Consider the following 12,715-nt stretch of genomic DNA (forward strand, 5'->3'; position numbering starts at 1 on the left):
CCATGGAAAAGGCGATCGACGGCGGCGCGGCCCCAGTGGCGCGCCGCCTCTACGGCCGCAGCAAGGGCAAGGCGCTGCGCGCCGGCCAGGCCCGGCTGCTGCAAGAGCTGCTGCCGCGGCTGACGCTCGATCTCGCGCAACCCTGCCCGTCCGCCGCCGGCCTGTTTCCGACCGCGGTGGCGGATGTGCGTCTCGAGATCGGCTTCGGCGGCGGCGAGCATCTGATCGCCGCCGCGGCCGCCCGGCCCGACGTCGGCTTCATCGGCTGCGAGCCCTTCGTCAACGGCATGGCCAAGCTGCTCGCGCGGATCGACGCGCTGGGCCTCGCCAATATCCGCCTCCACCAGGGCGATGCGGCGGAGGCGATCGGCTGGCTGCCGAAGGCGAGCCTCGGCCGAACCTACCTCTTCTATCCCGACCCCTGGCCAAAGCGCCGACATCGCAAGCGCCGCTTCGTCTCGAAGGAGACATTGGAGGCGCTCGCCCGCGTTATCCGCCCCGGCGGGGAATTGCGTTTCGCAACGGATATCGATGATTATGCCGGCTGGACGCTGGCGCGCGTCCGGGAGTCCGCGGATTTTGCATGGCGCGCCACGGCCTCTGCGGACTGGCTCACGCCTTGGCGGGGCTGGACACAGACGAAATACGAGGCGAAAGCGATGGCGGCCGGACGCAAACCAGTCTATCTGACTTTCGAGCGGCGTCGCGACGGAGCTTGCGACGCCTAGGACGCGTTCCGGTCGAAGCTCTGGCGGATGGTGCGGGAGAAGTGCGATGGCGGGGGAACTGACGGCGCAAGACGACGCCCGAACGACCGAGACGACGACGGAGAGCTTCCGCGCCGACGTCCTCGAGGCGTCGCTGCGCCAGCCCGTGCTCGTCGATTTTTGGGCTCCCTGGTGCGAGCCCTGCAAGCAGCTGGCCCCTGCCCTCGAGCGCGCAGTGAAGGCCGCCGGCGGGCGCGTGAAGCTCGTCAAGATGAACATCGACCAGCATCCAGAGGTCGCCGGACAGCTCGGCGTCAAATCCATTCCGGCGGTCGTCGCCTTTCAGCGCGGCCGGCCGGCCGACGGCTTTGTCGGCGCGCTGCCGGAGAAGCAGCTGCGCGGCTTCATCGAGCGCCTCGCCGGCCCGCTCGAGGACGAGGGAACCGACGACTTCCTCACCGCCGAGGCGCTGATCGGCGAGGGCCAGCTCGAGGCCGCCGAGGCGATCTTGGCTCAGCTCGTCGCGCGCCAGCCCCCTTACACGAAAGCGGCGGCCGAGCTCGTCCGCCTCTATGTCGAGCAGGAGCGCCTCGCCGACGCGCAAGCGCTGCTCGACGGACTGCCCGACCCGATCCGCGCCGACTCTCTGGTCGCCGCTGCGGCGGCGTCGCTCGAAAATGCGCTCGCCGCCTCCGATCTCGGCGAGATCGACGAGCTGCACAAGCGCGTCGCCTTCGATCCCGACGATCTGCAGGCGCGCTTCGATCTCGCCCTCGCGCTCAACGCCAAAGGCAAGCGCGACGAGGCCGCAACCGCGCTCCTTGACATCATCCGAAAGGACCGTAGTTGGAGCGACGACGGGGCGAGGAAGCAGCTCATCCAGTTCTTCGACGCCTGGGGACCGCTCGACAAAGCGACCATAGGCGCCAGGCGACGCCTGTCGTCGCTGCTGTTCTCATGATGCGAGCGCGTTTTCTCGAGGAGTAGCGGCGACCGCCGCTGACCGACATGAGCGTCAATCAACCCTATAAAGACACGAGCGCCCTGCCTATCGTCATCCCGGTATTTCCGCTGACGCGCGCGCTGCTGCTGCCGCGCGGCGAGCTGCCGCTCAACATATTCGAGCCGCGCTATCTGGCCATGGTCGACGACGCCATCGCCTCGCAGCGCGTCATCGGCATGATCCAGCCGCTGCCCGGCCAGGACGAGCGCGAGCAGGCGCCCGCGCTGCACAAGATCGGCTGCGCCGGCCGCATCACGCGCTTCTCCGAGACCGGCGACGGTCGCTATCTCATCTCGCTCACCGGCATAGCGCGCTTCCGCATAGAGGAGGAGGTGCCGACGGCGCTGGCCTATCGCAGCTGCCGGGTCAGCTACGACGATTTCCTCGTCGATCTCGAGCCCGGCGCCGGCGAGGACAATGTGGATCGCACCGGAATGATCCGCATGCTGCGCGAGTTCGCCGACGGCTCGCAGCTCGACGTCGACTGGACCAGCATAGACGCCGCCCCCAATGAGGCGCTGGTCAATGCGCTGGCCATGATGAGCCCCTTCGGCGCCAGCGAGAAGCAGGCGCTGCTGGAGGCGGTCGACCTTCGCTCGCGCGCCGAGATTCTGGTCGCGCTGGCCGAGCTCGATCTGGCGCAGAACAGTGACGATCCGCCGCAATTTCATTAGAGACTTTTTTCGCCGCTGCGGCATATAGCGAGATAGTTTTACCTCTACCGCGCCGCGGCCGGGGCCGCCTGCGGCATTTTCCCGAAGCCCCATGGCTCGCCGAGCAGAAAGGCGTCACGATGAGCGACAAATCCGATAAGCCCGCGCATGAAGGCGAGGACGCATCCGCGGCGACCAAAGTCGATCCGCGCCTGCTCGAGATTCTGGTCTGCCCGCTCACCAAATCGACGCTCGAATACGACTCCGAGCGCCAGGAGCTGATCTCCCGCTCCGCGCGGCTCGCCTATCCGATCCGCGACGGCATTCCCATCATGCTGCCGGAGGAGGCCAGACCGGTCGACTGACCCGATGGACGCGCTCAACCCCGCGCGCGAGCTGCTCGCGCTTCTCGATCTCGAGCCGATCGGCCCGGACGCCTACCGTGGCTACAGCCGGTGCAAGAATTCGCGCGTCTATGGCGGGCAGGTGGTGGGCCAGGCGCTGGTCGCCGCGCAGCGCAGCGCGCCGGCCGACCGCCCCGCCCATTCCCTGCACGCCTATTTCCTGCTCGCCGGCGACCCGCGCGAGCCGATCGACTTCTTCGTCACCCGGCTGCGCGACGGCAAGAGCTTCACCACGCGGCGCTGCGAGGCGAAGCAGCGCGGGCGGACCATTTTCTCGATGGAGGCCTCGTTCCATGTCGAGGAGCCGGGCCTCGAGCACGCCGTTTCCGCGCCGGAGGCGCCGCCGCCCGAGACTCTGCCGACGAAAAACGCGCTGGCCGAGCGTTTCGCCGATTTTCTGCCACTGGCCGCCTCGCAATGCATCGCCGGGTCGCCGTCGGTCGATATACGCGTAATCGATCCGAGCGCCTTTTTTTTGAACAATGCTGCGGCGGACGCTCGACAATTCATCTGGTTCAAAATCGCCGAGCGCATCGACGACGAGATCGCCGTTCATCAGGCGCTGCTCGCCTATCTTTCCGACATGACGCTGCTCAACACGGCGCTGGTGCGGCACGGCCGCTCTATCTTCGACGAGCGGCTGCAGGTCGCGAGCCTCGATCACGCTTTATGGTTCCATCGCCCGTTCCGCGCCGACGAATGGCTGCTCTACACGCAGGACAGCCCGACCGCCGCCGGCGCGCGCACGCTCACGCGGGGAATGATTTTCTCCTCGGACGGGCGCCTTGTCGCCTCTGTGGCGCAGGAAGGCCTGATCCGCGATCACTCATCCGAAACTCGAGCAGCTGATTGACCATTATATGGGCGCCAACTGCCTTTTTGCAGGCGCCTGCGCTTTTCCCCGCCCTCTCGCCGCACCTCACCGCCACGGGCGCAAACCCTTTGCGCAACGCGCTTCCCGTCTCCTGCGTCGCTTCGCCACGGATTTGAATTGCTTTGCAGTTCTTTTCCAATGCGTGTCTCCCCGCGCGGCTGCGCGAGAGCTGGCACGGCATTTGATGGTTCGCGGCATGAGCACAACGGTGCTCATCATGGCCATCGCCGCATTGGGCGCCGTCTCGCAAGGCGAGCAGTCACCGCCATGAAGGTCTAGAACAACAGGATAGGCAGATGAAAATCGTGACAGCGATCATCAAGCCCTTCAAGCTCGATGAGGTCCGTGACGCGCTGACGAACATCGGCGTCCACGGTCTCACCGTGACGGAAGTCAAGGGATACGGGCGCCAGAAGGGTCATACCGAGATCTACCGCGGCGCGGAATACGCCGTCAGCTTCCTGCCGAAGCTGAAAATCGAGGTCGCGGTGACGTCCGAGCTCGTCGCCAAGGCCATAGAAGCGATCACGACCGCCGCCCATACCGGCCAGATCGGCGACGGCAAGATTTTCGTCCTTCCCCTCGAGCAGACGATCCGCATCCGCACCGGCGAGCGCGACGCCGACGCGCTCTGACCCACTCACGAAAAATCACCAGGAGTTCCAAATGAGACTTCGTCTGCCTCGGAGCCTGTCTGCGGCTTCGACTCTCGTCGGCGCGGCGATCGCCGCGGGCCTCGCCGACCCCGCGCTCGCCGCCGGCAACGCGCCCGTCCCCAATCCCGGCGACACGGCCTGGGTGCTCATTTCCTCGGCGCTGGTGCTGATGATGTCCGTTCCGGGCCTCGCGCTGTTCTACGGCGGTCTGGTGCGCTCGAAGAACATGCTGTCCGTGCTCACGCAGACCTTCGCGATCGTCGCGCTGGTCGGCGTCGTGTGGACGCTCTACGGCTATTCGCTCGCCTTCGGCGACGGCGGCTCGCTCAACGCCTATATCGGCGGCTTCAACAAGCTGCTGATGAAGGGCGTCGACGCCTCCTCCAACGCGCCGACCTTCACCCCCGGCCATGTCATTCCCGAATACGCCTATTTCGTGTTCCAGATGACCTTCGCCATGATCACGCCGGCGCTCATCATCGGCGCCTTCGCCGAGCGCATCAAATTCTCGGCGGCCTTCGTGTTCGTGCTGCTGTGGGTGACGATCATCTACTTCCCGGTCGCGCATTGGGTTTGGGGCGTCGCCGATCCGAACGCTCTCGTCGATGCGGCCACCAAGCTCGCCGCCGCCGGAACGGAAGAGGCCAAGACCGCCGCTCAGGGCGAGATCGACACGCTGCTCGGCTCGGTCGGCTGGATCGCCGGCGGCCTCGCTCCTTGGATGCATGGCACCGGCGCGCTGGACTTTGCGGGCGGCACCGTCGTCCACATCAACGCGGGCATCGCCGGCTTCGTCGGCGCGCTGATCCTCGGCAAGCGCATCGGCTATGGCAAGGAGGCGCTGCCGCCTCACTCGCTGACGCTGTCCATGGTCGGCGCCTCGCTGCTGTGGGTGGGCTGGTTCGGCTTCAACGCCGGCTCCAACCTCGAGGCCAATGGAACGACGGCGCTCGCCTTCGTCAACACCATGGTGGCGACCGCTGCGGCGGCGCTCTCCTGGCTGCTGACGGAATGGGCGCTGAAGGGCAAGCCGTCGCTGCTCGGCCTCATCTCGGGGGCCGTCGCCGGCCTCGTCGCGGTGACCCCGGCCTCCGGCTTCGCCGGTCCGATCGGCTCCATCGCGCTCGGCTTCATCGTCTCGCCGATCAGCCTGTTCTTCGTCTCCAAGGTGAAGAACCTCTTCGGCTATGACGACTCGCTCGACGTGTTCGGCGTGCACGCCATAGGCGGGATCACCGGCGCCCTGGCCACGGGCATTCTGGTGAGCCCGGACCTCGGCGGCGTCGGGATCACCGACTACACCAACATCGGCGAGAATTTCGCCGGCAAATACGACATGGCGCAGCAGATGATCTCGCAGGCGACGGCCGTCGGCGCGACGATCCTCTACTCGGGCGTCGGCTCAGCGATCCTCTACAAGATCGTCGACGTGGTGATCGGCCTGCGCGTCGCTCCCGACCAGGAGCGCGAGGGCCTCGACATCGCCGAGCACGGCGAGCGCGCCTACAACTACTGAGGACCTTCGTCTCGCGAAAACAGAACGGCGCCCCTCGGGGCGCCGTTTTTGTTCGTGGGCCTGCGCGCGACATCGCGCTCAGACTCGTTTCGTCGTCGCCCAGCCGCCGAAGAGGAAGGTCTGATAGAAGCGGATCGGCGCGTCGAAGCCCGCCTCGCGCAGCAATTCGAGCAATTCGCTCTCGGAAACAAAGGCGATGTCATTCTCGATATGGGCGCGATCCGCGTCCAATTCGGTCGTCTCGACGCCATGCGAGGCATAGGAGGTCAGCCAAGCCTCCAACAGCGCGCCGAATTCCCGCGAAGCCCTTTCGCCATGGAGATCGGCGAGGATGAATGATCCTCCCGGCTTCAGCAGTGACGAGATCGCACGGAAATAAGCGAGCTTCTCCTCCCGCCCCGCGATGAAGTGCGACACGAATATCGACGAAGCGGCGTCGAAGGACGTCGCCGATCGAAACTCCTGCAGACGCCCCTCGAAATAGGCGACGCGCTCCGCCATGCCCGCGGCGGCGACACGGTTGCGGCAAGCCGTCGTCATATCACTCGAGACGTCGACCGCGGTGAAGCGCCAAAGAGGAAAGCGGCGGCCGAGAGCGAGAATCTCGGCGCCCGTTCCGGAGCCGGCGGAGAGAAATTCGGCGCGCTCCGGCAGGCGCGAGAGCCAAGCCGCCATCATGTGATGCAACGCGTCATAGGTCGGACAGAACGATCGAATGCGCCGATCGTAGCGCGTCGCGGAAGCCTCGTCGAAATGCGCCGCCGCATCGAATGCGGCGCCCGGCCGTGACATGAAAATCCCCTATCCGAAATCGGCGCGCGAACTCTAACCGCCGACGACGCGCGCCACCACCTTCGCCGTGTAATCCACCATGGGTACGATGCGCGCATAATTGAGCCGCGTCGGGCCGATGATGCCGAGCGCGCCGACGATGCGTTTATTGCCGTCGCGCAAAGGCGCGGCGATCATCGAGGAGCCGGAGAGCGAGAACAGCCGATTCTCCGAGCCGATGAAGATACGCACACCCTCGCCGGTCTCGGCGCGCTCCAGAAGATCGATGACCTCCGTCTTCGTCTCGAGATCGGAGAACAGCAGGCGGATGCGATCGAGATCGGCCATGGCGGTCAGATCCTCGAGCAGATTGGCCTGGCCGCGCACGATCAGCTGGCGATGCTCCGCCCCCGCCCCGCCCCAGCTCGCGAGCCCAGCGTCGACGAGCCGAGCGGTCAATTCATCGAGCTCGGTCTGCGCCGCCTTGCGCGCATCCTCTATCTCGGAACGAACCTGACCGAGGGTGAGGCCGCGAATGCGGGAGTTGAGATAATTGGCCGCCTCGATCAGCGAGGAGGCCGGCAGATCGCGCGGCACCTGCAGCACGCGATTTTCGACCGAGCCGTCCTCGCCGACGAGAATGGCGAGCGCGCGCTCCGGCTCGAGGCGCACGAACTCGATCTGCTTCAGCCGCGCATTGTCCTTGCTCGTCACCACCACGGCGGCGCCGCGGGTGAGGCCAGAGAGCAGGCTCGTCGCCTCGGCCAGCACGCCCTCGAGGTCATGGTCCTTGGAGGCGGCCTCCACCTGCGCCTCGATCTGGGCGCGCTCATCCTCGGCGACGTCGCCGATCTGCAGCAGAGAATCGACGAAAAAGCGCAGGCCGAGCTCGGTGGGCATGCGGCCGGCGCTGGTGTGCGGCGCATAGACGAGGCCGAGCTCCTCCAAATCCTGCATCACATTGCGCACCGAGGCCGGCGACAGCGCCATGGGCAGCAGCCGCGACAGCTGGCGCGAGCCGACGGGATCGCCGCTCGACAAATAGGTGTCGACGATCTGGCGAAAGATTTCGCGTGGCCGGTCGCCGAGATTGGCGAAGCTCTGCGCGCCGGCGGGAGGGAGCGGATGGCCCATGCGGATCATGACGGAAGAATGGCGCCTCGGCGGCGCGGGTCAAGCCCGGTCTGCGCGAAGGAGCGAAGGGATTTCAAATAGGCGCTCCCATCACCTTTTCCGAGGCCCCGGCAGCGGCGAGCGCGTCGAGATGCGCGAGAAGCCCCGCAGCGTCGGCGAATTCCTCGAACTCGGCGCGGTCGAAAGCCGAAGCGCCGTCTCGCGCCGCGCAGCGCAACGCCTCGAGCTTGCACGCTTCCTCGAAGATGACAGTGCGGGCCGGCATGGAGCAATCCTCATTTTTTAAAATCGCACGCCTAATAACATATTATGCCAGCACGAGCCGCGCGAGATGGCGAGCGAAGCCGACGCCCTATCTCTCCTGGATATGGTTGTGGGCGGGACAGGCGCGATGCGAGACGAAATCCTCGTCGATCTGGCTTTGCAGGGCGGCGGCGCGCATGGGGCCTTCACCTGGGGCGTTCTCGATCGGCTGATCGAGGAGCCCTGGCTGCGCATAGACGGTGTCTCCGGCACTTCCGCCGGCGCGATGAACGCCGCCGCGCTCATCCATGGATTCTCGCAGGGCGGCGTCGAGGGCGCGCGCGCAGCGATGGAGGAGTTCTGGCGGCGCGTCGCCGCCGTGGCGCGGTTCAGTCCTTTGCAGCGCAGCCCGCTGGATATGCTGCTCGGCCGCTGGACGCTCGACAATTCGCCGGCCTTTCTCGCCATGGATTTGTCCTCGCGGCTCGTCTCGCCCTATGACCTCAATCCCGCCGGCGCCAATCCGCTGCGCGACATATTATGCGAGACCATCGATTTCGAGCGTCTGGCGCGATCGCCGATCAAGCTCTTCGTGACGGCGACCAATGTGCGCACCGGCCGCGCGCGCGTCTTTCGCAACGCCGACCTTTCCGCCGAGGCGCTGCTCGCCTCCGCCTGCCTGCCGACCATGTTCCAGGCGATCGAAATCGACGGCGAGGCCTATTGGGACGGCGGCTACGCCGGCAATCCGACCATCACGCCGCTCGTGCGAGAATGCGCGTCGCAGGACACGATTTTGGTGCAGGTCAATCCGATCGAGCGCAAGGAGACGCCGCGCAGCGCGATCGATATTTTGAACCGGCTGAACGAGATTTCCTTCAACTCGCCATTGCTCAAAGAGCTGCGCATGATCGCGCTGCTGCGCGAGGTCGCCGATCCCGGCCATAGCGAGGGCCCACGCTGGGCCTCCATGCGCATTCACGCCATTGCGACGGACATGGCCGCGGAGCTGTCGGCCTCCTCCAAGCTGATCGCCGAATGGGATTTCCTGCTGATGCTGCGAGAGGAAGGACGGCGCCGCGCGGAGGCGTTTCTCGAGCGCAATGGCGATGCGCTGGGGAAGCGCTCGAGCTTCGATCTCGCCGCTATGCTGAATTATGTGTGACGCGCGCCGATGAGCGTCGGCGCCAGAGCGGCGAGATTGGCGCGATAGGCGTCGAGCGAGAAATGCGCGTCATAGACGCGGCGCATCTCGCTCGCCGCGCGCTGCGTCTCGCTCGGAACGCGCGCATCGGCGGCCGCGGCCTTCAACGCGCGCGCGAAATCTTCCGCGCTGTCGGCGATCGTCACATCGGCAAAGCGCGCGAGATCGACATGCATTCCGCGAAAGGCGTGAGTCGTCGAGACGAGCGGCAAGCCGCTCGCCAGCGCCTCCACCGTCTTGATGGAGAGGCCGTGGCCGCTGATCGTCGGCAGCAGCACGAGACGCGCGGTCGCATAAGCGGCGCCCGGATCGTCGACGCGGCCGACGAAGCACGCGCGGTGCGCCGCATAGAGCGCAGGATCGCGCGCCTTCACGCCGGCGTCGACATTGCCGACGATGCGCAAATGCGGAATTTTCGTATCGCCGAGCGCCTCGCGCAGGAACCAGCAGACGCTATCGACATTGGCGCTGTTGTTGCTGGCGACGAGCAGAATATCCTCGCCGCCGGGGCCGAGCGGCGCTTCCGGCGCGCTCGGATAGAGCAGCGCATGCTCTTTTTCCGGCAGCAGCGCGCGGAAATCATCATATTCCTGTGCATTGAGATGCAGCAGAAGATCGGCGCCGCGCATCAGCTCGAGCTCGCGGGCGAGCATTTGCTCATAGGTCACGCGCGGCGGCAGCCAGGGCGTATGCTCGTTCATCAGCGCGAATTGACGCGCTTGCAGATCATGGCTGTCGAGCATTATGGGCGCGCCGCGCGCGAGGCGCTTCGCGACCGACATCAGGAAGAAATGATTACAATGCACGAGATCGAAGCGGCGATCCATGAGGCCCAGCGGCAGCTCCGCGCGCTCGGCGACGCCAGCGCGAATGATCGCCTGATCGCCGTGCAGATAGGGCCAGAGCACATCGCGCAGAAAGCGCGGCGCCGCGAATGCGTGGAAAGACGCGCCGCCGAACCAGCGCTCGCCTCGCGATAGCTCCGGCGTCGCCTCGACGAAAGCGCGCCATCGCCAGGCGCGATCCGGCGTGAAGCCGGGCAGATCGCATATGGCGACCGGCGCGACGCGCGCGCCGAGCGCGCGATAGGCGGCCACCTGCCCCAGCACGACGCGATAGGTGCCGCAGGAATGCCACGCCGGATGCACAATGGCGACATGACGCCCGGCGAGCGGCAGAGAAGCGGCGTCCTTCATCGCTCGGGCGTCGTTCATTGCGCGAGCAACGGCGCGGCCGTCTCGTGCAGTGCGCGCGCATAGGCGGCGGGGCTGAACATATCGTCATAGAGGCGGCGCGTGTCGGAGACTTCGCGCGCGCCTGCTTCGCGACGCTGGCCGATCTCGCGCAGGGCGGCGGCGAAATCGGCGACCTCATCGGCGAGAATGACATTGCCGAGCCGCTCGGGATCGATGGCCATGCCGCGAAACGCCCGGCGCGTGGCGATGAGCGGCGCGCCGCTCGCCATCGCCTCCACCGCCTTCACCGAGAGGCCATGCCCTTCGATCGTCGGCAGCAGCACGCAGGCGGCCTGCGCATAGACGGCGCCGATATCGTCGATGCGCCCCTTGAACAGCGCGCGGTGAGACTCGTAGAGCACTTTGTCGAGGCGCTTCACGCCCGAATCGATATTGCCGTAGATCTCCACCTCGACGCTAGGGGCGAGCGGCGCGACCTCGCGCAGGAACCAGCGCAGGCTGACGAAATTTCCGTAATTGTCGCTGGCCACGATGATGATGCGCTCGCCGCCCGGCCCGCAGGGAACCGGCGCGATGGCGGGATAGACGAGGCGATGCCGCGCCTGCGGCAGCAGACGGGCGAACTCCGCCCGCTCCTCCTCATTGAGATGTATGCAGAGATCCGCCGCGCGCATCCACTCGAGCTCTATCGACAACATGTCGTCATAGGTCACGTAGGGCGGGAGGAAAAAGCCGCCCTGATTGCGCAGAATATATTGTCGCGCTTGTATGTCCTGCGTCTCGACCATGACCGGCGTATTTCTTCCACGAAGCAGTCGAGCAACAAAGGGCAGCGTGAAGTAATGATTCGCATGCACGAGATCGACCTTCTCGTCCGCGAGGCCGGGAGGAAGAGCGACGAGCTTGGCGAGCTCGACGAGCCAGGTCGCCTGATCGCCATGGATCAGCCGCCACCACGCATAGGCGAGAAAGGACGGCGAGAGAGCGGCGAGCCGGCTCGGCCCGCAGAAATAGCGCTTGTCGGCCGGAAGATCGGCGGAGGCGGCGAAATAGGCCTCCCAGCGCGGCCCGCGCGGCGGCCGCGGGGCCGGCGCGTCCATCAGAGCGACGGAAATCGTCCGCGCTCCGAGCGCGCGATAGGCCTCGAGCTGGCTGACATTGACCTGATAGCTGCCGCAGGAATGCCAGGCGGCGTGAACCACCGCGACCGTCTTCCCCGCGAGCGGCCGCGCGTCGACGGAAGCGTCGTTGGAAACAAGCTGCTCGATCGACCCCTCCCGTTCCGCGCGACGATGGGGCGCATAGAGACTCGGGCGCTCACCCCCTCCCGAGCGCCTTCGGCGCTCGACCTCCCCCCTCGAAGGGGGAGGTGGAAACGCCTCTTCCTGCGCGTCCCCGTATCCGCCCGCCCCGCTTGCCCTGCGGCGGCGTTTCCAAGTAGACGGGGTATATGAGCCTTCGACCCGCAAATCCAGATTTTTCCCCGCCACGCGCCGCCCCGGACCAGAGCGGGGCCGCGGCCGGCAAGCGCTATGGGATCGCCATCGTCGGCAATGACAAGATCATCGACTGGCTGCTCCCCTTCCTCGAGAGCTATGCGCAGACCAACGCGCATCTGCCGCTCTATCTCGTCCCCTATGACGAGAATGTCGCGCAGACTCGGCGCGCGGCGGACATATACGGCGCGCATTTCATCGAGGAGGTTCCCGAGGCGATCGACCGGCTCGCCGCAGAGCTCTATCCCGGCCCGTTCAACGGCAATCGCCGCCGGCTGCGCAAGCTGCAGGCCCTCGCTCTGCCGCTCGATGAAGTCGCCTATGTCGATGTCGATGTGGTGCTCTATCGCGATTTCTCTCCCATTTTCGGCCGGCTCGAGGCCAAGAAGACGGAATTTATCGTCGCCTCGCCGAGCTTCGAATATGTCTACAACGAGAAGAAGGCGAACTACCCCTTCCTGCGCGACGCGCTGCTGTTCAACGACGGCTTCTGGGTCACGTCCAACCAATATTTGAAGCTCGACCATTTCATCGAGACGATGCGCGAGGACGCCAAGCTCTTCCATGAAGTGCGCAAGCGCGGGCAGCTCTTCGCCCAGCCTCTGGTGAATTTCGTGACGCATCGGCGCGGGCTCGCCATCACGCTTTTGCCGCATTGCGTCGAGCGCGCCTCGCATGAGAGCTTCTATCAGGCGCCCGGAATCACCTTCTCCGACGGCAAGCCGCTCGATCCCGACGGCAAGGAAATCTACTTCTGCCATTGGGCGGGGGCGACAGCCCTCCCCTCGACGGGCGTTTTCGACGCCTCGTGGAAAGAGTTTTCCAAAGCCGCCTGGGCGAAATTTCGCAAATAGGCCG

14 protein-coding genes are annotated in these 12,715 nt (G+C 66.0%); 9 read left to right on the forward strand and 5 right to left on the reverse strand.

The genetic code is table 11. The features are described from left to right. Positions 1–2: 2 nt before the first annotated feature. From trmB to GYH34_RS15450, 7 genes are all read left to right on the forward strand, one after another. Positions 3–728, forward strand: coding sequence for a tRNA (guanosine(46)-N7)-methyltransferase TrmB (gene trmB, locus GYH34_RS15420; protein WP_161914355.1), 726 nt, complete (start codon positions 3–5; stop codon positions 726–728). A gap of 46 nt (positions 729–774) precedes the next feature. After that, positions 775–1,668: a co-chaperone YbbN gene (locus GYH34_RS15425; protein WP_161914356.1), complete on the forward strand. Its 894-nt coding sequence runs from the start codon at positions 775–777 to the stop codon at positions 1,666–1,668. 47 nt (positions 1,669–1,715) lie between these two features. After that, a complete protein-coding gene (locus GYH34_RS15430; RefSeq protein ID WP_161914357.1) occupies positions 1,716–2,384 on the forward strand; it encodes an LON peptidase substrate-binding domain-containing protein in 669 nt (222 codons plus the stop codon). Between the two features lie 119 nt (positions 2,385–2,503). After that, complete coding sequence (locus GYH34_RS15435) at positions 2,504–2,728, forward strand: Trm112 family protein (protein WP_161914358.1); 225 nt, start codon at positions 2,504–2,506, stop codon at positions 2,726–2,728. Positions 2,729–2,732: 4 nt separating this feature from the next. After that, on the forward strand, positions 2,733–3,620 hold the full coding sequence (locus GYH34_RS15440) for an acyl-CoA thioesterase II (protein ID WP_161914359.1): 888 nt from the start codon (positions 2,733–2,735) through the stop codon (positions 3,618–3,620). A gap of 317 nt (positions 3,621–3,937) precedes the next feature. Beyond that, on the forward strand, positions 3,938–4,276 hold the full coding sequence (locus GYH34_RS15445; RefSeq protein ID WP_003610684.1) for a P-II family nitrogen regulator: 339 nt from the start codon (positions 3,938–3,940) through the stop codon (positions 4,274–4,276). A gap of 31 nt (positions 4,277–4,307) precedes the next feature. Further along, positions 4,308–5,813, forward strand: a complete 1,506-nt coding sequence (locus GYH34_RS15450) for an ammonium transporter (protein ID WP_161914360.1) — start codon at positions 4,308–4,310, stop codon at positions 5,811–5,813. Between the two features lie 78 nt (positions 5,814–5,891). Here the strand turns inward: GYH34_RS15450 and GYH34_RS15455 are convergent, their stop codons facing one another. The 3 genes from GYH34_RS15455 to GYH34_RS15465 form a co-directional block, all read right to left on the reverse strand. Further along, positions 5,892–6,605, reverse strand: coding sequence for a class I SAM-dependent methyltransferase (locus tag GYH34_RS15455; protein WP_161914361.1), 714 nt, complete (start codon positions 6,603–6,605; stop codon positions 5,892–5,894). A gap of 33 nt (positions 6,606–6,638) precedes the next feature. Further along, positions 6,639–7,727 carry a heat-inducible transcriptional repressor HrcA gene (hrcA, locus tag GYH34_RS15460; protein WP_174242413.1) on the reverse strand — a complete coding sequence of 363 codons (1,089 nt, stop codon included), beginning with the start codon at positions 7,725–7,727 and terminating at the stop codon, positions 6,639–6,641. Positions 7,728–7,791: 64 nt separating this feature from the next. Next, positions 7,792–7,983, reverse strand: a complete 192-nt coding sequence (locus GYH34_RS15465; RefSeq protein ID WP_161914362.1) for a hypothetical protein — start codon at positions 7,981–7,983, stop codon at positions 7,792–7,794. 126 nt (positions 7,984–8,109) lie between these two features. On the opposite strand from GYH34_RS15465, the gene GYH34_RS15470 reads away from it, so the two are divergent. Further along, entirely contained in the window at positions 8,110–9,126 is a 1,017-nt protein-coding gene (locus GYH34_RS15470; protein ID WP_348983897.1) for a patatin-like phospholipase family protein, read from the forward strand. On the opposite strand, the gene GYH34_RS15475 is transcribed toward GYH34_RS15470, so the two are convergent. Continuing rightward, positions 9,117–10,379, reverse strand: coding sequence for a glycosyltransferase (locus tag GYH34_RS15475; protein ID WP_244635145.1), 1,263 nt, complete (start codon positions 10,377–10,379; stop codon positions 9,117–9,119). The genes GYH34_RS15470 and GYH34_RS15475 overlap by 10 nt on opposite strands. Next, a complete protein-coding gene (locus GYH34_RS15480; protein WP_161914363.1) occupies positions 10,376–11,563 on the reverse strand; it encodes a glycosyltransferase in 1,188 nt (395 codons plus the stop codon). Before GYH34_RS15480 ends, GYH34_RS15475 begins: the two co-directional genes overlap by 4 nt. A 248-nt stretch (positions 11,564–11,811) precedes the next feature. Between GYH34_RS15480 and GYH34_RS15485 the strand changes: the two genes are divergently transcribed. Next, positions 11,812–12,711: a hypothetical protein gene (locus GYH34_RS15485; protein ID WP_161914364.1), complete on the forward strand. Its 900-nt coding sequence runs from the start codon at positions 11,812–11,814 to the stop codon at positions 12,709–12,711. The last annotated feature ends 4 nt before the right edge of the window (positions 12,712–12,715 follow it).

The organism is Methylosinus sp. C49, from assembly GCF_009936375.1.
Lineage (GTDB): Bacteria > Pseudomonadota > Alphaproteobacteria > Rhizobiales > Beijerinckiaceae > Methylosinus.

Excerpts from the sequence above, each read along its gene's own strand:
- GYH34_RS15485 (WP_161914364.1), top strand. The coding sequence starts at position 11,812 with ATGAGCCTTCGACCCGCAAATCCAGATTTTTCCCCGCCACGCGCCGCC.
- GYH34_RS15435 (WP_161914358.1), top strand. The coding sequence starts at position 2,504 with ATGAGCGACAAATCCGATAAGCCCGCGCATGAAGGCGAGGACGCATCC.
- GYH34_RS15475 (WP_244635145.1), bottom strand. The coding sequence starts at position 10,379 with ATGAACGACGCCCGAGCGATGAAGGACGCCGCTTCTCTGCCGCTCGCC.
- GYH34_RS15430 (WP_161914357.1), top strand. The coding sequence starts at position 1,716 with ATGAGCGTCAATCAACCCTATAAAGACACGAGCGCCCTGCCTATCGTC.
- GYH34_RS15445 (WP_003610684.1), top strand. The coding sequence starts at position 3,938 with ATGAAAATCGTGACAGCGATCATCAAGCCCTTCAAGCTCGATGAGGTC.
- GYH34_RS15465 (WP_161914362.1), bottom strand. The coding sequence starts at position 7,983 with ATGCCGGCCCGCACTGTCATCTTCGAGGAAGCGTGCAAGCTCGAGGCG.
- GYH34_RS15425 (WP_161914356.1), top strand. The coding sequence starts at position 775 with ATGGCGGGGGAACTGACGGCGCAAGACGACGCCCGAACGACCGAGACG.
- GYH34_RS15450 (WP_161914360.1), top strand. The coding sequence starts at position 4,308 with ATGAGACTTCGTCTGCCTCGGAGCCTGTCTGCGGCTTCGACTCTCGTC.
- GYH34_RS15455 (WP_161914361.1), bottom strand. The coding sequence starts at position 6,605 with ATGTCACGGCCGGGCGCCGCATTCGATGCGGCGGCGCATTTCGACGAG.
- trmB (WP_161914355.1), top strand. The coding sequence starts at position 3 with ATGGAAAAGGCGATCGACGGCGGCGCGGCCCCAGTGGCGCGCCGCCTC.
- hrcA (WP_174242413.1), bottom strand. The coding sequence starts at position 7,727 with ATGATCCGCATGGGCCATCCGCTCCCTCCCGCCGGCGCGCAGAGCTTC.
- GYH34_RS15470 (WP_348983897.1), top strand. The coding sequence starts at position 8,110 with ATGCGAGACGAAATCCTCGTCGATCTGGCTTTGCAGGGCGGCGGCGCG.
- GYH34_RS15440 (WP_161914359.1), top strand. The coding sequence starts at position 2,733 with ATGGACGCGCTCAACCCCGCGCGCGAGCTGCTCGCGCTTCTCGATCTC.